Origin of the sequence: Candidatus Pelagibacter sp. (genome assembly GCF_052046145.1) — a bacterium.
Lineage (GTDB): Bacteria > Pseudomonadota > Alphaproteobacteria > Pelagibacterales > Pelagibacteraceae > Pelagibacter.
Genome location: NZ_JBNGZR010000001.1, coordinates 630,930 through 652,239 on the forward strand (window position 1 = coordinate 630,930; position 21,310 = coordinate 652,239).

Genomic DNA, 21,310 nt, shown 5'->3' on the forward strand with positions numbered 1-21,310 from the left:
AATGACTAAAAACTTAAGAGTAAAATCCAGTGAGTACATTGATGAAACTAATAGAATTTCCTTTAAATTTAATGGCAAAACTTATCATGGATTTAAAGGTGATACTTTAGCATCAGCATTACTTGCAAACGATGTTCATTTAGTTGGAAGAAGTTTTAAATATCATAGACCAAGAGGAATTATGACTTCTGGTTCTGAAGAACCAAATGCTATAGTTCAAGTAAATCCTGGTACAAACAGAACAGAACCTAATGTTAGAGCAACAGAAGTCGAGATTTATGAGGGTTTAGAGGCATCCAGTCAAAATTGTTGGCCAAGTGTAGAATTTGATATTGGTGGAATAAACAATTTTCTCTCCCCTTTTTTTCCAGCAGGTTTTTATTACAAAACATTTATGTGGCCTGCTAGTTTCTGGGAGAAATATGAATTTTTTATTCGACACTCAGCCGGTTTAGGGAAATCACCAACATCAAGTGACCCTGACATTTATGACCACCGAAATATTCACTGTGATGTATTGGTTGTAGGTGCAGGTATATCTGGAATATTAGCAGCAAAAAATGCAGCTAAAAATAATTATAAAACATTGTTAGTTGAAGAAAAAAATGAACTTGGTGGCTCAACTGTTTATGAAAACAATGAATTTAATAAAATTAATAATAAAACTCCTTCTGAATGGTTTAAAAAAGAAATAGAGGAACTTAAAAATATCAAAAATCTTGAGATAAAAACTAGAACAAGTGTGGCTGCTTACCATCAGTATAATTATCTTTTGGCTAGAGAAAATCTAACTGATCATTTAGAGGCAAAAGATAAAACAAATAAAATCAGACAAAGACTTTTGAAAATTAGAGCTAAGAAAGTTATTTTGGCCACAGGTGCTTTAGAAAGACCTTTGATATTTAATAATAATGATAGACCAGGAATAATGCTTTCATCTGCTGTTAAAAAATACAGTGAATTTTATGGAGTTGCTTGTGGTCGTAAAAATGTATTTTTTACTAATAATGATAGTGCTTATGAAAGTGCTTTGTCACTATATAATAAAGGTATAAATGTTGAGGCTATTATTGATATAAGAGAACAATCTGAAAGTAAAATTGTAAAAAAAGTAAAAGAAGCAGGTATTAAAGTTTACTGGTCACACTCGATTGTTGATACAGCTGGTTATAAAAGATTAAATAGTATTTCAATCATGAAACTATCTAATGATGGTACTTCAGTGACTGGAAGTAAAATTTCTATTTCATGTGATTGCTTGGGAGTTGCTGGTGGTTGGACACCTGCTGTACATTTATATACACAATCAGGTAGTAAACTTAAGTTTGATGAGGAAAAACAAATTTTCTTACCAAATCAGAATACATCTGATCAATTAAGTGTAGGATCTTGTGGTGGAGATTTTAAAATTGATGAAATCATTAAAAATTTAAATCAAAAGCTTAAAGATAATCTAAATATTAAAGAAACAGATTTAGATAATATTAGTGTTGAAATCGATCAGGAAAATTCAAAAAGAAATATTTGGTTACTTCCTTCTGATAAACCTTTAGGTAAAACTAAACCATTTGTAGATTATCAAAACGATGCAACAGCTAAAGATATCAAATTAGCATTAAGAGAAGGTTTTAGATCTATTGAGCATGTAAAAAGATACACGACTACTGGAATGGGTACTGATCAAGGTAAACTAGGAAATATGCATGCGTTAGGCATAATTGCAGACACAGCTGGTGTTAAAATGGGAGAATTAGGGACCACTACGTTTAGACCTCCTTACACACCATTAACATTTGGGACTATTGTGGGTCGAAATGTAGGAAAGTTTTTTGATATTTTTAGAAGAACACCAATGAATGATTGGCATGTTGAAAATAAAGCGGAATTTGAAAATGTCGGTCAATGGAAGAGAGCATGGTACTACCCTGTTAACGGAGAAACTATGCATCAAGCAGTACAAAGAGAAAGTAAAGCTGTTAGAGAAAGTGCTGGTATATTAGATGCCTCTACTCTTGGTAAAATTGATATTCAAGGAAGTGATGCTTCTGAATTTTTAAACAGAGTTTATACAAATGCTTGGTCAAAATTAGCTATAGGAAAATGTAGATATGGCCTAATGCTAAATGAAGATGGTATGGTTTATGATGATGGGGTTACCACTAGATTAGGTGAAAATCATTACATCATGACCACAACAACTGGTGGTGCTGCTAATGTTTTAGGAAAACTAGAAGATTATCTTCAAACGGAATGGCCTGAGCTTGATGTTTACTTAACTTCTGTAACAGACCATTATGCTACAGCGAGTTTATGTGGACCTAATAGTAAAAAAATTCTTAAAAAAATAATTCCCGATTTAGATTTATCAGATGAAAACTTTCCTCATATGTCATTCAAAGATACGAAAGTTGGCAATATTAAATGCAGAATAATGAGAATTAGTTTTACTGGTGAACACAGCTACGAAATAAACGTTCAAGCAAGTTATGGAAAAGATTTATGGGAAAAGTGTATAGAGGCAGGTAAAGAGTTTAACATTACTCCTTATGGAACTGAGACAATGCACTTATTAAGAGCAGAAAAAGGTTTCATCATTGTTGGTCAAGATACAGATGGGACAATGACTCCTATCGATCTTCAAATGGATTGGATAGTAAGCAAGAAGAAATACGATTTCATAGGAAAAAGATCTCTTTATAGATCTGATACAATGAAAGAAGATAGAAAGCAATTAGTAGGTTTATTAACTGATGATCCAAATATTGTTTTAGAAGAGGGAGCACAAATAGTTTCTGAGTTAAATCAAAGTCCAGTAGAAATGCTTGGACATGTAACTTCAAGTTATTTCAGTCCAAACCTAAAGAAATCAATAGCACTTGCAGTAGTTAGAGGTGGAAAAGATATGATGGGAAAAAAACTTTTTGTGCCCATGGAAAATAAAAATATTAATGTCACTGTTGCAAATCCAGTATTTTATGATGAGAAAAATGAGAGGTTAAATGCTTAACTATAATTCAGTTATTAAAAATGAAATTAAGCAAGAAAGTATTTCCGTAAAGGAAATCTCACCAGTAATAAAAATTAATTTGAGAGGTAAAAAAAGAGAATTTTTAACAAATGTTGGTAAAAATCTTAATATGATCTTACCTACAGAAGCAAACACATCAACAACGAGTGATAAATTAACAGCAATATGGCTTAGTCCAGACGAATGGATGATAATCTCAAATGAGTTGGAAAGTAAAGACACTAATAAATTCGATCTATATGAAATGTTATTTAATAGTATTTCAAAAGCAAATTTAGGTGCTGTTATAGATGTAACAGATCAATTTGTTCAATTAGAAGTTAAAGGTGAAAATGTTTATGAAATCTTTTCAGCAGGATCACCCTTTAACTTTAATGAATTTAAAGAAAAAAGTGGATCAACAACTCAGACAGTTTTAAATCATATAGATGTAATTCTACACCATAAAGATGAAAATACTGTAAATCTGTTTGTTAGAAGATCTTTTGCTGAACATCTTTGTTCTTGGATTGAAGACTGTGCTTCAAGATTATAAACTTATTTTTTTCTTCTAAAGTCCCATGGCATTTCAAATTTACCTTGCCAAATACCTTTTTTTTCATTTTTCGCATTAATTTCGTTTGATATATATTTTTTTGAGTATTTTCTATAAGCTAGTGCATACCCGTTTGAAACAAGCCAAGAATTCAGATTTAAATTTCTTTTATAGCACTCTCCAATTAATCTTTTATATCTGTCAATATCCAAAATTTTACAAGTTATTACTTTGTTATTTATTTTTTTTTGTAATTTTTGAGTTGAAATTTTTCCACATGGATAATCTTTAGTAAAAGTAAAAAAACTTATTGTTAAATATGGTTTTTTACACATTTGCTTGAATTCAGGTGCATCAATTCCATGTAATCTTATTTTTTTTGAATTTATTTTTATTGTATCACCATCAATAATTTGAGCATTTCCAGAAATTTCTTTTATCTCTTCAGATTTAACATCTTTATATGTGAGAATAAAAAATATCGAACAGATTATAATTAAAATTATCGCTTTCTTTTTTGTAAAAAACATATTTAAAAAATATTAAACATTAGCCAATTTATGTTTAATATAATACTTAACATAAAATAGTAATATCAATGATATCAACCATTGAAAGATAGCCCAAATATAAAAAAAAGTTTTAAAATCTGCATTTAAATACTTTGCAATATAAAAGGATAAAACTGGTACTATCACATTTCTGGCAATATTATTAATCATGGCTTTTTCAGATTTTTTTAATGCCATAAAAAATCCATTTGATAAGAAAAAAATTGGATAAGCAGGTAAAATAAATGCAGAAATTTTAAGGTACATCGAGCCATGCATAATTACATCTGGATTTGAAGAAAAGAATTTAGGAACAATGTCAGCACTTATAAAAATAACTACACCAGCAATTAACATAATAAATAGACCGTATTTTATTGAGGTGAAATAGGATTGCTCCACTCTATCGTAATATTTTGCACCAATATTTTGCGCTATTATAGAAATTATTGCTGTATTAATTCCTAATATTGGTAACAAAACCACTTGCTCAATTCTTGTGGCAGATCCATATCCTGCTACAGCATATTCACCAAATAACCCAACATATGTAAAAACAATTGTTGCAGCAATAGAATACCCTAATATAGCAATTGTAATTGGCATTGATTGAAAAAAAATATTTTTTAAGAAAAAAAATTTAGCTTTGAAATGGTCTAAAGTTATTTGTTTAATTCTTTGATTATTTAATATTTTTATCAAAATAACCAACAAAGATACAAATTGAGCAATTAAAGTTGCTATCCCAATACCAGTTATTCCTAATGGTGGTATAAATAAAAAACCAAATATAAAAATTGGATTTAAAATAATGTTTAAGAAAAAAGAAAATATTAGAACATTTCTGTAAGTTTTAGTATCTCCTTCTGCGTGTAAGAATGAATTTAATGCTACTACTAAAATAAATAATATCGTACCTAAAAAAATTATATTTATATATTCGAGTCCAAGAATTGTTACCTCTTGAGAGGAATTCATTAATAAGAATATTTTTTCACCAAAAGCAAATCCTAAAATAGATACAAAAACCGAGATTATAATTGAATAAATGATTACATTTCCAAAATAACTTAAAACATTTTTTTCGTTTTTTTCTCCGATACTGCTTCCAATCAATGATGTTCCAGCTACGGTAACTCCAATGGATGTCGCAATAATCAAAAAATATATCGGAAAAGACTTGCTCAAAGCAGATAAGGCTTCTGGCGATATTTTTCCTGCATAAAAAGTATCTACGATTGTATAAAGTGTTTGGAATAAGGTTCCTACACTTGCTGGTACAGCAAGTTTTCTTACTAACAACGAGACTTCATCTTTTAATAAATTCATTAATTTTAGATTTGTTAATACTCTTTTTGGAAGATATGTCTTTTTCCTGCTTCTTTAGCAAGATTAATTTGTTTTTGTCTCATCCTAAATCTTGATTTTTGATAATCTGTTAGATTGTCGTGACAATTTGGACATGAAACACCCTCTTCATATTTTTTTGATTTTTTATCCTTACGAGATACAGGCTTCCTACAACCGCTGCACATTGAATAAGAACCAACTTTTAGACCATGTTTTAAACTAATCCTGTTATCAAAAACGAAACATTCACCTTTCCATAAACTTTTTTTCTTATTTGTTTTTTTAAGATAATTTAAAATTCCACCATTTAACTGATAAATGTTATTAAAGCCTTTATTCTCCAAATAAACAGATGCCTTTTCACAACGAATTCCACCAGTACAAAACATAGCTATAGGTTGATTTTTTTTTAATTTTTTTAGATATTTTGGAAAATCTCTAAAGTTATCAACATCAGGATTGATTGCTCCCTTAAATGTTCCAACATCATACTCAAATGGTTTTCTCGCATCTATAAGAACAGTATCCTTTTCTTTAATCAGCTTATTCCATTTGATTGGATCTACATGGCTATCCTTTTTCTTTATTCTTTTGTTTAAAATTAAATTCATAGGAACAACCTCGTTTTTGATTTTCACTTTAGGTTTATGAAATGGTTGGAATAAGCTTTTAGACTTATTGCAGCTGTTAAATTCTTTAAATTTTAGAGTTCTTTTTAAATTGTTAATTGTGAATTTTATGTCTGCAGCTTTACCAGAAATAGTTCCATTTACACCTTCTTTGGAAATAATTATAGTACCTCTAATGTTTTTCTTTTTTAAAGTTTCTAATAAAACTTTTTGATTTTTCTTTAGATAAGGAATTTTGACAAATTTATAAAAACCAATAACTTCAAACATTATAATTTTCTACAAACAGTCATACCATCACCAAGAGGAATTATTAACTTTTCAACCCTTGTATCCTTTGAGATATGACTATTAAACTCTTTAATATTTTTAGTAAATTTATCATTATTGTTTTCATTCACAACTTCTCCATACCATAAAACATTATCAATGATTATTAGACCATTTTTGTTCAATAATTGTAAAGAACGTTCATAGTATTCAATATAATTCATTTTATCAGCATCAATAAAAACTAAATCAAACTTTTCATTTTTAATTTCATCTAAACTTTCTAAAGCAGGTTTAATTAATGTTTTTATTTTATGATCTTGATTAGCTTTTTTAAAAAAATCTATTGCAACTTTATTAGTTTCTTCATTTTTATCTAAAGCAATTATTTTACCGTCATCTGATAATGCCAAAGCCATAGATAACGTACTTAATCCTGTAAATGTACCTATCTCTAAAATTTTTTTGATATTTGAAATTTTTATAATTAAATGCAGAAATTGACTTTGAGAAATTGATATTTGCATTCTTTTGATATCGCCAAGAGATGCGTTATAATCAATTATTTCTTTTTGGACTGGGTGTAAATTGAATCCATGACTTAAAATATACTCTTGGAGTTCTTTAGTTATATTTAGGTCTGAACCCATAAATTCTAAAGTTTTTTCTTTAATATCTCATTAACTAATTGAGGATTTGCTTTTCCACCAGAAACTTTCATAACTTGACCTACAAAAAAACCAAATAATTTAACTTTGCCTGACTTATATTCTGTAGCTTTGTCTCTGTTATCATCAATAACCTTATCAATCAGTGCCTCAAGTGCTTTTGGATCACTCTCTTGTTTTAAACCTTTTTCTTCAACAATTTTCTTAGGATCTTTGTCGCCTTCCATCATTTGTTCAAAAACTGTTTTTGCAATTTTTCCAGAAATTGTTCCATCTTTAATTAAATTGATTAATTTTGATAAGTTGCCTGCACTTATAGGGCTTTCAGTTATTTCTAAATTTTTTTCATTTAACGCTGCAAATAATTCGCCAATTATCCAATTTGTTGCAAGTTTTACATCAGACTTCTTAATTACATTTTCAAAGTAATTTGATGTTTCAATATCAGAAACTAAAATGTTTGCTTCGTAAGGTGATAATTTAAATTTTTCAATAAATCTTTTTTTCTTTTCGTCAGGTAACTCTGGAATTTCTGATTTTAAATTTTCAATAAAATCATCTGAAACTTCTAATGGCAATAAGTCTGGATCTGGAAAATATCTATAATCATGAGCATCCTCTTTTGATCTCATTGATCTAGTTTCATTTTTTTTAGTATCAAAAAGTCTTGTTTCTTGATCAATTGTTTGACCATCTTCAATTAAATCAACTTGTCTATTAGCTTCGTATTCAATAGCCATTTGCATGAACTTAATTGAGTTAACATTTTTTATCTCACATCTGGTTCCAAATTCTTTTGAACCTTTTTTTCTAACAGATACATTCACATCCGCTCTTAAAGATCCTTCCTGCATGTTTCCATCACAGGTGCCTAAATATCTCATTATGGATCTTAATTTTTTAATATATGCATTTACTTCATCTGGGGACCTTAAGTCAGGTTTACTTACAATTTCCATTAAAGCCACACCTGATCTATTTAAATCTACAAAAGTATTTTTAGTATCTAGATCATGAATGCTTTTACCTGCATCTTGCTCCAAGTGTAATCTTTCTATACCTACCTCTTTTTGACCATCTGGCATATCAAGTATTACTTTGCCCTCACCTACGATTGGATCTTTAAATTGTGAGATTTGATACCCCTGAGGTAAGTCAGCATAAAAATAATTTTTTCTATCAAAGACAGATCTATTATTGATTTTGGCTTTTAAACCAATTCCTGTTTTGATAGCTTGTTTTACACAATACTCGTTTATTACCGGCAACATTCCTGGAAATGCTGCATCAACTAAACTTACTTGAGTATTTGGCTCGGCTCCAAATTTGGTCGCTGATGTTGAGAATAATTTCGACTGCGACGTAACTTGTGCATGAACTTCTAAACCAATGACAACTTCATATTGATTATCATGTCTATTAATTAGATATTCAGATTTGTTCTTACTCACTTAATCCACCAATCGGTAATATTATTTTTAAAATTAATTTTTTCTTCCATAGCATATGCAATGTTTAAAATATTTTGTTCATCAAAAGCTTTACCAATTATCTGTAATCCTAATGGATACCCTTTAGCATCATGGCCTGCAGGTATAGAAATTCCTGGTAAACCTGCTAAATTTACAGGAACAGTAAAAATGTCGTTTAAATACATTGACACCGGATCATTTGTTTTTTCTCCAATTTTAAATGCTGAACTTGGAGTGGATGGGGTTAGTATTGCATCTACTTTTTTATAAGCATCGTCAAAATCATTTTTAATTAGTTTTCTTACCTTTTGGGCTTTTAGATAGTAAGCATCATAATATCCTGAAGATAAAACATAAGTTCCAATCATTATTCTTCTTTGAACTTCAGCACCAAATCCTTCAGATCTAGTTTTTTCATACATATCAATAAGATTTTCTCCTTCAGCTCTAAAACCATATTTAACACCATCGTATCTAGCCAAATTAGATGAGGCCTCTGCTGGTGCTACGATATAATAAGTTGGTAGTGCATAATTAGTATGGGGTAAGGATATATCGATAATCTCAGCACCACAATCTTTTGCGTATTCAATACCTTTTTTCCATAGGTCTTCTATTTCTTTAGGCATGCCATCTACTCTATATTCTTTGGGTATTCCTATTTTTTTACCTTTAATATCTTTTGTTAATTCTTTGCTGTACTCGTTTCTTTTAAAGTCTATTGATGTAGAATCTTTTTCATCATAAGTGCTAATGACTTCCTGTAACAATGCACAATCTTTAACATTTTGGGCCATTGGACCAGCTTGATCTAGGGATGATGCAAATGCTACAATTCCGTATCTAGAGCAACTACCATAAGTAGGTTTTAATCCAACAGTTCCTGTAAATGAAGCAGGCTGTCTTATAGATCCACCTGTATCTGTTCCAATAGTTATTGGTGTTAATTGAGCTGCTACTGCAGAAGACGATCCACCAGATGATCCTCCTGGAACTAAATTCTTATCAATTGGGTTTTGTACATTACCAAAAAAACTAGTTTCATTAGATGAGCCCATTGCAAATTCATCACAATTTAATTTCCCCATTAGGATAGCTCCTTCATTCCAAATGTTTTGTGTGACTGTTGACTCGTAAGTTGGAACAAAGTTATTTAAAATCTTACTACCTGCCGTAGTTCTTAAATCTTTTGTACAAAATAAATCTTTTACAGCCATTGGAATGCCAGGTAATTTCAGATCAAGATTAGGTTTTTCATCAAACTTTTTTGCTTTATTTAAAGCATTTGCATAATCTTCTGTTATATATGCATTTAATTCTTTTGATTTTTCTGATCTTTCAACAAATGCTTTAGTAACTTCACTTGAGGAAAGTTTTTTACTTTTTATATTTTCTACTAACTCAAATAATGATTGTTTAGTTATATCTGACATCATTCAATTACCTTTGGTACTACAAAATAATCTTCATTTTCCTTAGGGGAATTTTTTATTACTTGATCTCTTAAGTTTTTACTTTTTACTTCATCTGATCTTAGTTTTAGAGTTGTTTCAGCAACTGAAGTTAATGGTTCAACATTGTCAGTTTTTAATTCGTTAAGTTTTTCAATAAAATCGAAAATTGAATTTAAATCTCCTGCAAGTTTCTCTGCTTTTTTCTCATCTACAGAAATCCTTGATAGCTTAGATATGTGCTTTATTGTTTTAAGATCGATGCTCATATGGTATTTAAATATGTCGCAAACTATCACTTAAGTTTAAAATATACAATATGATCACTATTGAAGAATTCAAAAAAAAACAGTCTCAAACCTCTAGATTGATTGGTTTAGATCTTGGTTCAAAAAGAATCGGTGTATCAATTTGCGATGAAAAACAATCAATAGCCACACCCTTTAAAACGATCAATAAAACCAATAATGATGATCTAATCAACGAATTAAAAAAAATAATAGAGGAAAACAATATTAAAGGAATTATCATTGGATATCCAATTAACATGGATGGTTCATTAGGTCCTTCTGCTCAATCAGTAAGTGATGTATCTAAAAATATAGACCAAAATATTGATGTAGAAGTTTGCTTATGGGATGAAAGACTTTCAACTGTTGGTGCATTTAATCTATCCAGTCAGCTTGATATTAATGTCTCTAAGCGTGAAAAAAACATAGATCAAAACGCAGCTGCATTTATTCTTCAAGGAGCTATAGATTATTTAAATAATTAATCCTTGCCATTTAGAGACTTTATAGCTATAGAGTTAATTTTAATGGCAATTAAAATCAATAAAGCTATTAAAATCTCACAAAAACATCTGTTAGGTATTCAAGATTTATCAGTTAATGATATTAATTATATCTTGGATGAGTCAGAAGCTTTCATAAAATTAAATCAGAGTAAAAATAAAAAAATTGATGTGTTAAGAGGTAAAACACAAATAAATTTATTCTTTGAGCCATCAACTAGAACTCAAAGCTCATTTGAACTTGCTGGAAAAAGACTTGGTGCGGATGTTATGTCAATGAATATGGGTAACTCTGCAATTAAGAAAGGTGAAACTTTGATTGATACAGCAATGACCTTAAATGCAATGCATCCTGATATAATTGTGATCAGACATCAAGACTCTGGTGCATGTAATCTATTATCTCAAAAAGTTAATTGTGTCGTATTAAACGCTGGTGATGGTAGACGCGAACACCCTACCCAAGCATTATTAGATGCATTAACAATTAGAAATCGAAAAAAAAAAATTCAAGGATTAAAAATAGCAATATGTGGAGATATACTTCATTCAAGAGTAGCTAGATCAAATATTTACCTTCTTACAATGTTAGGAGCTGAGGTTAATATAGTTGCTCCATCTAACCTGATGCCAAAAGAAATTGAAAAATTTGGTGTAAATACTTTTACTGATATGAAAAAGGGCCTCAAAGATTGTGATATTGTGATGATGCTTAGATTACAAAATGAAAGAATGACCAGTTCATATCTTTCATCGAATAGAGAATACTATGAATATTATGGATTAACGCCAGATAAACTTGATCACGCAAAGTCAGATGCTTTAATTATGCATCCTGGTCCAATGAATAGAGGAATAGAGATTGATACAAGATTAGCAGATGACATAAACAAAAGTGTAATTAAGGAACAAGTTGAATTAGGTGTTGCTGTAAGAATGGCATGTTTAAAAATATTTTGTGAATAAATGAAAAAACAATACTTTATAAATGCAAACATTATAGATCCTCACAATTCCATTAACGAAAATGGTGGATTAATAATTGGAGAAGATGGAAAGATAGAAGCAATAGGAAAAAAGGTAAATACAAACAATCTACCAACTAGAGAAAAGCCCACTGACTTAAAGGGTAAATATATATTTCCTGGTATAGTAGATATGAGAGTTTTTGTAGGCGAGCCAGGATATGAATATAAAGAAAATTTTAGAACTTTGAGTAATGCTGCATTATCTGGTGGAGTTACCTCAGTTGTAACGATGCCTAATACAGATCCAATTATAGATAATGTATCAATTGTAGATTTTTTAAAAAGAAGAGGACGTGATAAGTCTAAAATAAATATCTTTCCTTGCGCCTCTTTAACTCAAAACACTGATGGCACCAATATGACTGAATTCGGATTGCTAGCTAAAAAAGGAATTATTGCTTTTACTGACGGAGTAAAAACAATTCAAAATACTAGACTTATGTCTAGAATTATGAATTCAGCTAAAGATTTAGGATGTCTTATAATGCAACATGCTGAAGATTACGATTTAGCTAAAAATGGCATGATTAATTCTGGTATTATTGCAACAAAACTAGGCTTATCAAGCATACCAGATATTGCTGAAAGAATTATAATTGAAAGAGATCTTACTCTCTTAGAAAAAACTAAATGTCGATATCATATATCTCAACTATCAGCAGGAAAATCTGTAGATATAATTAAGGAACGTAAGCAAAATGTTAAATTTACTTGCGGTGTATCAATTAATAATCTTTCATTAAATGAAAATGATATTGGAGATTTTAGAACATTTTTAAAATTATCACCCCCACTGAGAAGAGAAGAAGATCGAGAAGCTTTAGTTCAAGGATTAAAAGATAAAACTATTGATGTAATTGTTTCTGACCATAAACCTGAAGATGAAGAATCTAAAAGATTAACATTTGCACAAGCTGCAACTGGTGCATCCGGTATTGAAACATTATTATCCTTAAGTTTAGAATTATTTCACAATGGATCTGTAAAACTTGAAACTATAATTCAAGCATTAACCTCTAACCCAGCAAAAATATTAAATATAAATAAAGGAAACCTGTCTATTGGTAATGATGCGGATTTTTGTATAGTAGATATCAATAAACCATGGATTGTAAAAAAAGAAAATTTAATCTCTAAATCTAAAAATACTTCAATCGAAGATAAGAAACTTCAAGGAAAAGTAACCAATACATTTGTAAAAGGTATAGAATTATTTAAAATATAAAAATGGAACTTTTTATAATAGGTATAATCTCATACCTGATGGGATCAATTCCTTTTGGATTAATTTTAACCAAAATATTTTTAAAAAAAGATATTAGAGAAATCGGTTCTGGTAATATTGGCGCAACAAATGCTTTAAGAACAGGTAATAAGTTAATAGGTTATTCAACACTAATACTTGATGTGTTAAAAGCAGTAATACCTGTTTTATACGTTAAAATTAATTTTCCTGATGCATTATATATATCAGCTTTATGCGCTTTTATAGGTCATGTGTTTCCAGTATGGTTAAAATTTAAAGGTGGTAAAGGTGTAGCGACATATGTTGGGATACTTTTTTCTTTAAATATAATTTTTAGTTTAGTATTTGGTATTTGTTGGTTAATAATTTTTTTTATTTCTAGATATTCATCTTTAGCTTCCTTAATAGGATCACTATCTACACCTGTTTACATTTTAATTTTTGAGGGTTCAGAAAATGTATTTTTTTACGTAATAATGTTTATTTTAATATTTTTTACTCATAGAGAAAATATTAAACGCTTGAAAAATAAAGAAGAAACTAAGACAAAAATTTATTAATTTGACTATCAAACTCTTTTGAGTAGTTTGTTATTTTATGAATCTAGTCATAGTTGAAAGCCCTGCTAAAGCGAAAACAATTAATAAATATTTAGGTGATAACTACACCGTTTTAGCTAGCTATGGTCATATTAGAGATCTTCCTTCAAAAAATGGATCAGTTGATCCTGATCAAAATTTTAAAATGGAATGGGAAGTTGATAGCTTTTCAAAAAAATATTTAAAAGAAATTACTGATGCTGCGAAAGATTCTTCAAAAATAATTCTTGCTACCGACCCAGATCGTGAGGGTGAAGCAATAGCATGGCATGTAAAAGAATATTTAGATGAAAAAAAACTTTTAAAGGATAAAGAAATTGAACGTGTGGTTTTTAACGAAATAACAAAAAAAGCTGTAACACATGGTATTGAAAATCCAAGACAGATAGAGCCCTTATTAGTTGATGCATATATGGCTAGAAGAGCACTAGATTATTTGGTGGGATTTAATATATCACCAATACTTTGGACTAAATTACCTGGTTCAAAATCAGCAGGCAGAGTTCAATCTGTTGCACTTAAATTGATTACTGAAAGAGAACATGAAATTGAATTATTCAAACCTGAAGAGTTTTGGACTTTAAGTATTAATTTTCAGGATAAAGACAAAAGCAAAATTACAGCAAGTATTTCTCAACTTGATGGAGAAAAAATAGAAAAATTCTCATTTAAAAATAAAGAGGAAATTGAAAAGGCAATTTCAAATATTAAGACAAAAAAATTTAATATAACTGATATTTCCTCAAAAGTTGTTAGCAGAAATCCCTCGGGACCCTTTACTACTTCAACACTTCAGCAAGTTGCTTCTAGTAGATTGGGTTTTGGTGCATCAAGAACAATGCAAATAGCACAAAAACTTTATCAAGGAATAGAAATTGAGGGAGATACAGTTGGATTAATTACTTATATGAGAACGGATGGAACTAATTTATCAGCTGATGCGGTCTCTGATTTTAGAAATTTTATTAAAAAAGAATATGGAAATGAATACTTGCCAGAAAATCCAAATAATTACTCAGGAAAAAAAGCAAAAAATGCTCAGGAAGCTCATGAAGCAATAAGACCAACTGATATTAATAGAAATCCGGACTCTATTAAAAAGTATTTAAGTTCTGACCAGCAAAAATTATATTCTTTAATTTGGTCTAGAGCTCTGTCGTCTCAAATGGAAACAGCAAAATTTGATAGAAATACTATAACGATTGAGTCTGAAGACGGTAAAACTATATGTAAATCAAGCGGATCTGTTTTGAAATTTGATGGATATTTAAAAGTTTATTCAAATCAAAACAAAGATGATGATGAGCAAATTTTACCTGAGATGTCAAAAGGACCAATTAATATAGAAGCTCTTATTGATGAACAGCATTTTACCCAGCCTCCCCCACGTTACTCTGAGGCGAGTTTGGTTAAAAAATTAGAGGAGTTAGGAATTGGAAGGCCTTCAACTTATGCAAGTATAATTTCAACAATAGCAAATAGAGGTTATGCAGAAATAGTTAGTAAAAGATTTTTCCCAACTGATAGAGGTAAATTAATTTCTGCGTTTTTAGAAAAATTATTTTCAAAGTATGTGGATTATAACTTTACAGCTGGACTAGAGGATCAGCTAGATGAAATAACTTCTGGAAAAGAAAGTTGGTTAAAGGTCTTAGAAATGTTTTGGAAAGATTTTAATAGTAATGTTTCAGAGGTAAAAGAAAAAAGAACTAGAGAGGTTTTAGATCTTTTAAATGAAAGTTTGGGAGCATTGATATTTGACACTGATAAAGAAGGAAACATAGTTAGAAAGTGTCAGTTATGTGAAACGGGTTCCCTTAGTTTAAAAAATAGTTTTAGAGGAGGTGCCTTTATTGGATGTTCAAACTATCCTGAATGTAAATTTACAAGACCACTATCAAAAGCTAAAGCGGCTGCTCAATCACAACTAGCTGAACCAAAATTTATTGGAAAACACGAAAATGGAAATGATATTTTTCTAAAAAATGGAAGATTTGGTCCTTATCTTCAGTATGAGAAAGTTCTTGAGGAGAATATTGAAGAAGAAAAACCTAAAAAAAGAAAAAAAACAAAGAAAAAAAAATCTGAGGTAAATGAACTATTGAAAAATGTATCTATACCAAAAGGAATTGAATTAGAAAATATTGATTTAGATAAAGCAAAATTTTTATGTTCACTTCCTAAATCATTAGGCATTAATCCAGAAAATCAAAAAGAAATAACTTTGAACACTGGTAGATTTGGACCATATTTAAAATGTGAAAATAAATCAGCTAGAATAGAAAATGTCGAAGAAATTTTTTCTATAGGATTAAATAGAGCAATTACACTTATAGCTGAGGCAAAACCTGGAAGAATGTCTTCTTCAATTATAAAAGATTTAGGGGAGCATCCTGAGGATAAAAAGCCAGTCCGAATCATGAAAGGTCAATATGGACCATACATTAAATACAAATCTCTAAATGCAACAATCCCAGAGGAAAAAGACCCAGTAGAACTAACAATGGAGGAGGCTCTTATACTAATTGAGAAAAGAAGAGAATACGATAAAAATAAAAAAAATAACAAAATTAAAAAAAGGAAAAAATGAAATTATTAAAACTATTAATATCAAGTTTTTTTATATTATCTTTATACACGGCTGTAATGGCTGAAGAAAATTGTGACAAGTTTGATAAATTAAGTAAAGAATATGCGAAATGTACTTCAGAAAATTTAAAAGATAAAACTTCAAAAAAAGCTAGCGAATGGAAAAACAAGTTTAATAATTCAAAATTAAAGGAAAAATTAACAAAATTTAAAAATAGCAAATCACACTCAGAATTTATTGAAAAAAAATAATGAATTTTGAAAAAAAAATTAACGAACTAAATGTTAAATTACCAGAGGCTAAACCTCCAGTAGGCTCATATGTTGCAACAAAAATAGTTGGTAAGTTACTTTATATATCAGGTCAAATATCAATCGATAGTAATGGTCAACTAATAAAAGGTAAAATTGGAAAGGAGTTGTCAACAGATGACGGATACCAAGCTGCTAAACGATGTGGATTAAGCATAGTTGCACAAGCAAAAGCAGCGTGTGATGGAGATTTAAATAAAATTAAGTGTTGTATAAAATTAAATGGATTTGTTAATTCAACTGAAAATTTTATCGAGCAACCAAAAGTAATTAATGGTGCTTCAGATATAATTGCTTCTATTTTTGGTGATGCAGGAATGCACACTAGAGCAGCAGTAAGTACAAATAGCTTGCCTCTTGGTGTATCTGTTGAAGTTGATGCAATATTTGAGTTAAATTAAATTATCTTCCAACACCAAAATATTTAAAACCTAGTTTTTTAATTTTATTTGGTGAATAAATATTTCTCATATCGTAAATAATAAGTTTTTTATTTTTTAAATATTTTTTGAAATTAATTGATTTAAAATCATTCCATTCTGTATGTATGATTACAATATCAGACCCTTTGATTGACTCATATGTTGAGTCAGAAAATTCAACATTTTTTAATTTTTTAAATTCATTTTTTGGTCCAGTAGGATCAAAATATTTAATTTTAGCACCTTTTTTGGATAAGAAGGGTATTAATTTAAGACTAGAAGAATCTCTCATATCATCGGTATTTGCTTTAAAAGTTACACCTAAAAAAGATACAACTTTATTTTTAATTTTATTTTTCAAAATTAAATTTATTCTTTTACATAATAAATCAGATCTTAAATCATTAGATCTAATAACACTTTTAACGACTGATAAATTAGTTTTGAATTTATCAGCAGTTGAAACTAAAGCTTTAGTGTCTTTTGGAAAACATGATCCACCATATGCAGGTCCAGCTCTTAAAAATCTACTACCAATTCTTTTATCCAGTCCAATACCTATTGAAATATCCTCTATATCTATGCCAGTTTTTTCGCATAAATTTGATATTTCATTTATAAAGGTAATCTTTGTTGCTAAAAAAGCATTCGAAGCATATTTAATTAATTCTGCTGCTCTTCTTTTTGTAGAAACAAATTTTGCGCCTTTTGATATTAATGGTGAATATAAATTTTTTAATATCCTCTGGGACTTACTATCATTTGATCCAACTACAACTCTATCTGGATAAATAAAATCTCTAATAGCCTCGCCTTCTCTTAAAAATTCAGGATTTGATACAACTGAAAAAAATTTTTTATTAACTTTTTTAGATATAATTTTTTCAATTTCATCACCCGTTGTCACAGGCACAGTCGATTTATTAATTACAATTTTAAATTTTTTAACAGATTTAGATATTTCTTTTGCAGCAGCGTATACTTGACTTAAATCAGCACTATTACTATTTTTTTTTGTTGGTGTACCTACACATATAAAAACAATATCTGATTTCTTAACCGACTCTTTTAGATTTGTTGAAAAATTCAGTCTTTTATTTTTATAGTTTTTTAAAACTAATTCTTCTAGACCTGGTTCATAAATAGGAATAATGCCTTTTTTTAAATTTTTAATTTTATTAATATCTTTATCAACACATATTACATCATTACCTAAATCCGAAAAACAAACACCACTTACCAAACCAACATAGCCAGTGCCGATCATACACAATTTCATATCTTGCCTATTTCTTTTGAAGAGTTGATATAGCCACTCATTGTTCCACAATCAAGATACTTACCTTCAAAATTATGAGCTATGAATTTTTCTTTATCATTAATTAATAGCTGTATTGCATCAGTGATATGTATCTCTTTACCTTTACCAGGTTTAAGAGATTTAATTTTTTTAAAAATTGTACGCGGTAATATATATCTTCCAATAACAGCATTGTTAGATGGTGCTTTTTTTAATGATGGTTTTTCAACTACACCATCTATAATATAATTTCTTTTATTTAATTTTTTATTAATTTTATATACTCCCCATCTTGAGACATTATTTTTTTTTACTTTCATAGATGCCATAACTGAAGCTTGATATTTTTTATGAATCTTGATCATTGACTTAGAACAATTTTTTCTAATTATTAAATCATCTGGTAACAACATTAAAAAATATTTATTTTTGATATATTTTTGTGTCTTAAGAACAGCATCACCTGTGCCCTTTGGAATATTTTGAAAAACAAACTTAATTTTATTCTTATATTTAAGTATTTTTTTATATTCATTAATTATTCTAGGATCTTTTTTTTTTTTAATAATATTTTTATAAAACTGATCACTATAAAAATATTTTTTAATCATTAATTTTTTAGTAGAGATAATAAACACGATCTCTTTAATACCTGCATCAATACATTCATCTATAATATATTCAATTCCAGGCCTTCCATTAATGGGTAAAAGCTCTTTTGCAAAAACACTTGTTAAAGGTAGTAACCGAGTTCCAAGTCCAGCTAAAGGAATAATTGCTTGTTTAATCATTTAAATGTTTTACTTATTAAATATTTTTATACAAATGAAAATTTTATTAAACAATACGACATTATTTGAATCATTAAGGCCATTTAATGACCTGGGTTTTGTTCCTACTATGGGTGGAATACATAAAGGTCATTTATCACTAATAAATAAATCAAATAAACTTTGTAAAAAAACAATTGTAAGTATTTTTGTTAATCCAAAACAATTTAATAATAAAAAAGATTTAAAATCTTATCCACGAAATATAAAGAAAGATTTAAAAATTCTTAAAAAAAGCAAAAAAGTTGATTTTGTTTATCTTCCTAAATTTAAAGACATATACAAAGATAAAAAAAAATCAAAAATTACATTGCTAAAAAAAGATAAAATTTTATGTGCTAAATTTAGAAAAGGTCATTTTGAAGGTGTTTTAGATGTAATGAATAAACTAACTAAAATTGTAAAACCTAAGATGATATTTATGGGAGAAAAAGATTTTCAACAACTATATTTGGTAAAAAAAGAATTGGAAAAAAAATATAAAACTAAGGTTATTCCTTGCAAAACAATTCGAGATAAGGATAATGTAGCTCTTTCATCAAGAAATCTTCTTTTAAATAAATCTAGTTTAACCATCGCAGCAAAGATTTATGAAATGCTAGTAGATATTAAAAAAAATACAAAAAAAAAGAAAAATATTCCAAGCTTTTTAAATCTTAAAAAAAAAGAATTAAAAAATAGTTATAAAATTAAAATTGATTATTTAGAGCTTAGAAACATAAAAAACCTAAAACTTTCAAACACAAAAAATAATTCAAGATTGTTTATTGCTTATTATTTAAAAAACGTCAGATTAATAGATAATCTATAATTTTATAAAAAATATGCTCCAACACCTAAAAAAGAAACAAAACCTATTACATCAGTAATTGTTGTCACAAAAACACTTGAAGCAATTGCTGGGTCAATATTCATTTTTTTCAAAGTAAAAGGAACTAGTATGCCAAATAATCCAGCTATTATCATTGTTAGTACCATTGATATTGCTATTATCAGTGAAAGGATGCTGTCTTGAAACCATATCTGTACAATTAAAGCACTTATTGCTGCAAATATAATCCCATTTAAAATACCAATAGAAAATTCTTTAAATACATTAGATGAGAAATTATTTTGAGTTAAATCATTTGTAGCTATAGTTCTTACTGTAACTGCAAGTGTTTGCATTCCAGCATTTCCTCCCATTGAAGCTACAATAGGCATTAAAAAAGCTAAAACTACCATTTGTTCAATGGTTGCTCCAAATAAACTAATACACCATGTTGCTAGAAAGGCAGTAAATAAATTAAGTAAAAGCCAATTGAATCTTCTCTTTGTTTTTTTTACAACTCCATCAGTAATTTCTTCATCTCCTACCCCTGCTAATCTTAAAGCATCTTCCTCAGCTTCCTCTTTCAAGACTGTTAAAACATCATCGTTCATAATCATACCAACTAATTTATTGTTTTTGTCTACAACAGCGGCTGAATTCAAATTGTAATTTTCAAATAAGTTAGCAACTTCCTCTTTATCCATTTCAACAGGAATTAATAATTGAGATTCTGACATAATTGTTGCCATTTTAGTATCTCGAGGTGTTGTTAAAACTCTAGATGAAGGAACAGTTCCTATTGGTTTGAAATCTTCATTAACAATAAAAATTTCTAAAAACTCTTCTGGTAAATCTTTGTTTTCTCTTAAATAATCAATTGTTTGGCCTACAGACCAATTACTTGGTATAGCTGTAAACTCACGCTGCATAAGTCTAGCAGCAGTATCCTCTGGGTAGCTTAAGCTTTCTAGTAGAGCAAATCTATCTTTAGGAGGTAAAGAGCTAAGGATTGCATTTTTATCCTCTTCAGGAACATTTTCCAATATAGATATAGCATCGTCTGACTCTAAACCTTTAAGAATACTTACTATAGATTCTGAAGATAAATAGGTAATAATTTCTGATTGAATAGATTCGTTTAATTCAACAAAGACCTCTGGATCAATATTGAAATTATTTAATTTAATTAAGCTTTCTCTATCACCTTCGCTAAGGTGTTCAATAATATCTGCAGCATCAGCAGGGTGCATTTCGTTAAATGAATTGGTAATAAATTGAGCATCATTGTTAGCTATTTTGCTGGTAACAACTCTTATATATTCTTTATTAAACTCAAAATTTACTTTTTTATCTTTAGTTTTTTTAGTTAAAGACATAAATCTACCTATAATTTAGATTTGCACTATTAATACATAATAAAGATAAT

The 21,310-nt window shown here is 28.8% G+C and carries 20 protein-coding genes; 10 read left to right on the forward strand and 10 right to left on the reverse strand.

Annotated features, from left to right (window positions below; all coding sequences use genetic code 11):
- The first annotated feature begins 1 nt into the window (after position 1).
- Together ACTT88_RS03360 and ACTT88_RS03365 are read left to right on the forward strand one after the other, a co-directional pair.
- Positions 2-3,007, forward strand: a complete 3,006-nt coding sequence (locus ACTT88_RS03360; RefSeq protein WP_440907933.1) for a sarcosine oxidase subunit alpha family protein — start codon at positions 2-4, stop codon at positions 3,005-3,007.
- Entirely contained in the window at positions 3,000-3,563 is a 564-nt protein-coding gene (locus tag ACTT88_RS03365; RefSeq protein WP_440907934.1) for a sarcosine oxidase subunit gamma, read from the forward strand. The genes ACTT88_RS03360 and ACTT88_RS03365 overlap by 8 nt, the downstream gene beginning before the upstream one ends.
- Positions 3,564-3,565: 2 nt before the next feature.
- Here ACTT88_RS03365 and ACTT88_RS03370 read toward each other — a convergent pair whose 3' ends face one another.
- The 7 genes from ACTT88_RS03370 to gatC are packed head-to-tail and all read right to left on the reverse strand — an operon-like array spanning position 3,566 to position 10,223.
- The gene (locus tag ACTT88_RS03370) at positions 3,566-4,093 is read right to left on the reverse strand and encodes a thermonuclease family protein (RefSeq protein ID WP_440907935.1); all 528 of its coding nucleotides are present in this window, start codon (positions 4,091-4,093) and stop codon (positions 3,566-3,568) included.
- Between the two features lie 12 nt (positions 4,094-4,105).
- Positions 4,106-5,443, reverse strand: coding sequence for an MATE family efflux transporter (locus ACTT88_RS03375; protein ID WP_440907936.1), 1,338 nt, complete (start codon positions 5,441-5,443; stop codon positions 4,106-4,108).
- A gap of 14 nt (positions 5,444-5,457) precedes the next feature.
- Positions 5,458-6,363 carry an oxygen-dependent tRNA uridine(34) hydroxylase TrhO gene (trhO, locus tag ACTT88_RS03380; protein WP_440907937.1) on the reverse strand — a complete coding sequence of 302 codons (906 nt, stop codon included), beginning with the start codon at positions 6,361-6,363 and terminating at the stop codon, positions 5,458-5,460.
- Positions 6,363-7,013 (reverse strand): O-methyltransferase, encoded by a 651-nt coding sequence (locus tag ACTT88_RS03385; protein WP_440907938.1) that lies wholly within the window; start codon positions 7,011-7,013, stop codon positions 6,363-6,365. Before ACTT88_RS03385 ends, trhO begins: the two co-directional genes overlap by 1 nt.
- A gap of 5 nt (positions 7,014-7,018) precedes the next feature.
- Positions 7,019-8,482 (reverse strand): Asp-tRNA(Asn)/Glu-tRNA(Gln) amidotransferase subunit GatB, encoded by a 1,464-nt coding sequence (gene gatB, locus ACTT88_RS03390; protein ID WP_440907939.1) that lies wholly within the window; start codon positions 8,480-8,482, stop codon positions 7,019-7,021.
- Positions 8,479-9,936, reverse strand: coding sequence for an Asp-tRNA(Asn)/Glu-tRNA(Gln) amidotransferase subunit GatA (gene gatA / locus ACTT88_RS03395; protein WP_440908621.1), 1,458 nt, complete (start codon positions 9,934-9,936; stop codon positions 8,479-8,481). The genes gatB and gatA overlap by 4 nt, the downstream gene beginning before the upstream one ends.
- On the reverse strand, positions 9,936-10,223 hold the full coding sequence (gene gatC, locus ACTT88_RS03400; RefSeq protein ID WP_075485199.1) for an Asp-tRNA(Asn)/Glu-tRNA(Gln) amidotransferase subunit GatC: 288 nt from the start codon (positions 10,221-10,223) through the stop codon (positions 9,936-9,938). Before gatC ends, gatA begins: the two co-directional genes overlap by 1 nt.
- Before the next feature lie 50 nt (positions 10,224-10,273).
- On the opposite strand from gatC, the gene ruvX reads away from it, so the two are divergent.
- Genes ruvX through ACTT88_RS03435 form a run of 7 tightly spaced genes read left to right on the forward strand, consistent with a single transcriptional unit; the run spans position 10,274 to position 16,922 of the window.
- Entirely contained in the window at positions 10,274-10,729 is a 456-nt protein-coding gene (gene ruvX, locus ACTT88_RS03405; protein ID WP_440907940.1) for a Holliday junction resolvase RuvX, read from the forward strand.
- Positions 10,730-10,771: 42 nt separating this feature from the next.
- Positions 10,772-11,713 (forward strand): aspartate carbamoyltransferase catalytic subunit, encoded by a 942-nt coding sequence (locus tag ACTT88_RS03410; protein ID WP_440907941.1) that lies wholly within the window; start codon positions 10,772-10,774, stop codon positions 11,711-11,713.
- Complete coding sequence (pyrC, locus tag ACTT88_RS03415) at positions 11,714-13,000, forward strand: dihydroorotase (protein ID WP_440907942.1); 1,287 nt, start codon at positions 11,714-11,716, stop codon at positions 12,998-13,000.
- A gap of 2 nt (positions 13,001-13,002) precedes the next feature.
- Positions 13,003-13,581 carry a glycerol-3-phosphate 1-O-acyltransferase PlsY gene (plsY, locus tag ACTT88_RS03420; protein ID WP_440907943.1) on the forward strand — a complete coding sequence of 193 codons (579 nt, stop codon included), beginning with the start codon at positions 13,003-13,005 and terminating at the stop codon, positions 13,579-13,581.
- 37 nt (positions 13,582-13,618) lie between these two features.
- Positions 13,619-16,210, forward strand: coding sequence for a type I DNA topoisomerase (topA, locus tag ACTT88_RS03425; RefSeq protein WP_440907944.1), 2,592 nt, complete (start codon positions 13,619-13,621; stop codon positions 16,208-16,210).
- Entirely contained in the window at positions 16,207-16,461 is a 255-nt protein-coding gene (locus ACTT88_RS03430) for a hypothetical protein (protein WP_440907945.1), read from the forward strand. The genes topA and ACTT88_RS03430 overlap by 4 nt, the downstream gene beginning before the upstream one ends.
- Positions 16,461-16,922 (forward strand): RidA family protein, encoded by a 462-nt coding sequence (locus ACTT88_RS03435; protein ID WP_440907946.1) that lies wholly within the window; start codon positions 16,461-16,463, stop codon positions 16,920-16,922. The genes ACTT88_RS03430 and ACTT88_RS03435 overlap by 1 nt, the downstream gene beginning before the upstream one ends.
- A 1-nt stretch (position 16,923) precedes the next feature.
- On the opposite strand, the gene ACTT88_RS03440 is transcribed toward ACTT88_RS03435, so the two are convergent.
- The gene (locus tag ACTT88_RS03440) at positions 16,924-18,222 is read right to left on the reverse strand and encodes a UDP-glucose dehydrogenase family protein (protein WP_440907947.1); all 1,299 of its coding nucleotides are present in this window, start codon (positions 18,220-18,222) and stop codon (positions 16,924-16,926) included.
- Positions 18,219-19,034 carry a sugar phosphate nucleotidyltransferase gene (locus ACTT88_RS03445; RefSeq protein ID WP_440907948.1) on the reverse strand — a complete coding sequence of 272 codons (816 nt, stop codon included), beginning with the start codon at positions 19,032-19,034 and terminating at the stop codon, positions 18,219-18,221. The genes ACTT88_RS03440 and ACTT88_RS03445 overlap by 4 nt, the downstream gene beginning before the upstream one ends.
- A gap of 4 nt (positions 19,035-19,038) precedes the next feature.
- Here ACTT88_RS03445 and panC point away from each other — a divergent pair, with 4 nt between their 5' ends.
- Entirely contained in the window at positions 19,039-19,884 is an 846-nt protein-coding gene (panC, locus tag ACTT88_RS03450; protein WP_440907949.1) for a pantoate--beta-alanine ligase, read from the forward strand.
- 2 nt (positions 19,885-19,886) lie between these two features.
- Here the strand turns inward: panC and mgtE are convergent, their stop codons facing one another.
- Positions 19,887-21,260, reverse strand: coding sequence for a magnesium transporter (mgtE, locus tag ACTT88_RS03455; protein WP_023853727.1), 1,374 nt, complete (start codon positions 21,258-21,260; stop codon positions 19,887-19,889).
- Between the last annotated feature and the right edge of the window lie 50 nt (positions 21,261-21,310).

Coding starts and splice junctions, on each gene's coding strand:
- ACTT88_RS03360 (WP_440907933.1), top strand. CDS start 2: ATGACTAAAAACTTAAGAGTAAAATCCAGTGAGTACATTGATGAAACT.
- ACTT88_RS03365 (WP_440907934.1), top strand. CDS start 3,000: ATGCTTAACTATAATTCAGTTATTAAAAATGAAATTAAGCAAGAAAGT.
- ACTT88_RS03370 (WP_440907935.1), bottom strand. CDS start 4,093: ATGTTTTTTACAAAAAAGAAAGCGATAATTTTAATTATAATCTGTTCG.
- ACTT88_RS03375 (WP_440907936.1), bottom strand. CDS start 5,443: ATGAATTTATTAAAAGATGAAGTCTCGTTGTTAGTAAGAAAACTTGCT.
- trhO (WP_440907937.1), bottom strand. CDS start 6,363: ATGTTTGAAGTTATTGGTTTTTATAAATTTGTCAAAATTCCTTATCTA.
- ACTT88_RS03385 (WP_440907938.1), bottom strand. CDS start 7,013: ATGGGTTCAGACCTAAATATAACTAAAGAACTCCAAGAGTATATTTTA.
- gatA (WP_440908621.1), bottom strand. CDS start 9,936: ATGTCAGATATAACTAAACAATCATTATTTGAGTTAGTAGAAAATATA.
- gatC (WP_075485199.1), bottom strand. CDS start 10,223: ATGAGCATCGATCTTAAAACAATAAAGCACATATCTAAGCTATCAAGG.
- ruvX (WP_440907940.1), top strand. CDS start 10,274: ATGATCACTATTGAAGAATTCAAAAAAAAACAGTCTCAAACCTCTAGA.
- ACTT88_RS03410 (WP_440907941.1), top strand. CDS start 10,772: ATGGCAATTAAAATCAATAAAGCTATTAAAATCTCACAAAAACATCTG.
- pyrC (WP_440907942.1), top strand. CDS start 11,714: ATGAAAAAACAATACTTTATAAATGCAAACATTATAGATCCTCACAAT.
- plsY (WP_440907943.1), top strand. CDS start 13,003: ATGGAACTTTTTATAATAGGTATAATCTCATACCTGATGGGATCAATT.
- topA (WP_440907944.1), top strand. CDS start 13,619: ATGAATCTAGTCATAGTTGAAAGCCCTGCTAAAGCGAAAACAATTAAT.
- ACTT88_RS03430 (WP_440907945.1), top strand. CDS start 16,207: ATGAAATTATTAAAACTATTAATATCAAGTTTTTTTATATTATCTTTA.
- ACTT88_RS03435 (WP_440907946.1), top strand. CDS start 16,461: ATGAATTTTGAAAAAAAAATTAACGAACTAAATGTTAAATTACCAGAG.
- ACTT88_RS03440 (WP_440907947.1), bottom strand. CDS start 18,222: ATGAAATTGTGTATGATCGGCACTGGCTATGTTGGTTTGGTAAGTGGT.
- ACTT88_RS03445 (WP_440907948.1), bottom strand. CDS start 19,034: ATGATTAAACAAGCAATTATTCCTTTAGCTGGACTTGGAACTCGGTTA.
- panC (WP_440907949.1), top strand. CDS start 19,039: ATGTTTTACTTATTAAATATTTTTATACAAATGAAAATTTTATTAAAC.
- mgtE (WP_023853727.1), bottom strand. CDS start 21,260: ATGTCTTTAACTAAAAAAACTAAAGATAAAAAAGTAAATTTTGAGTTT.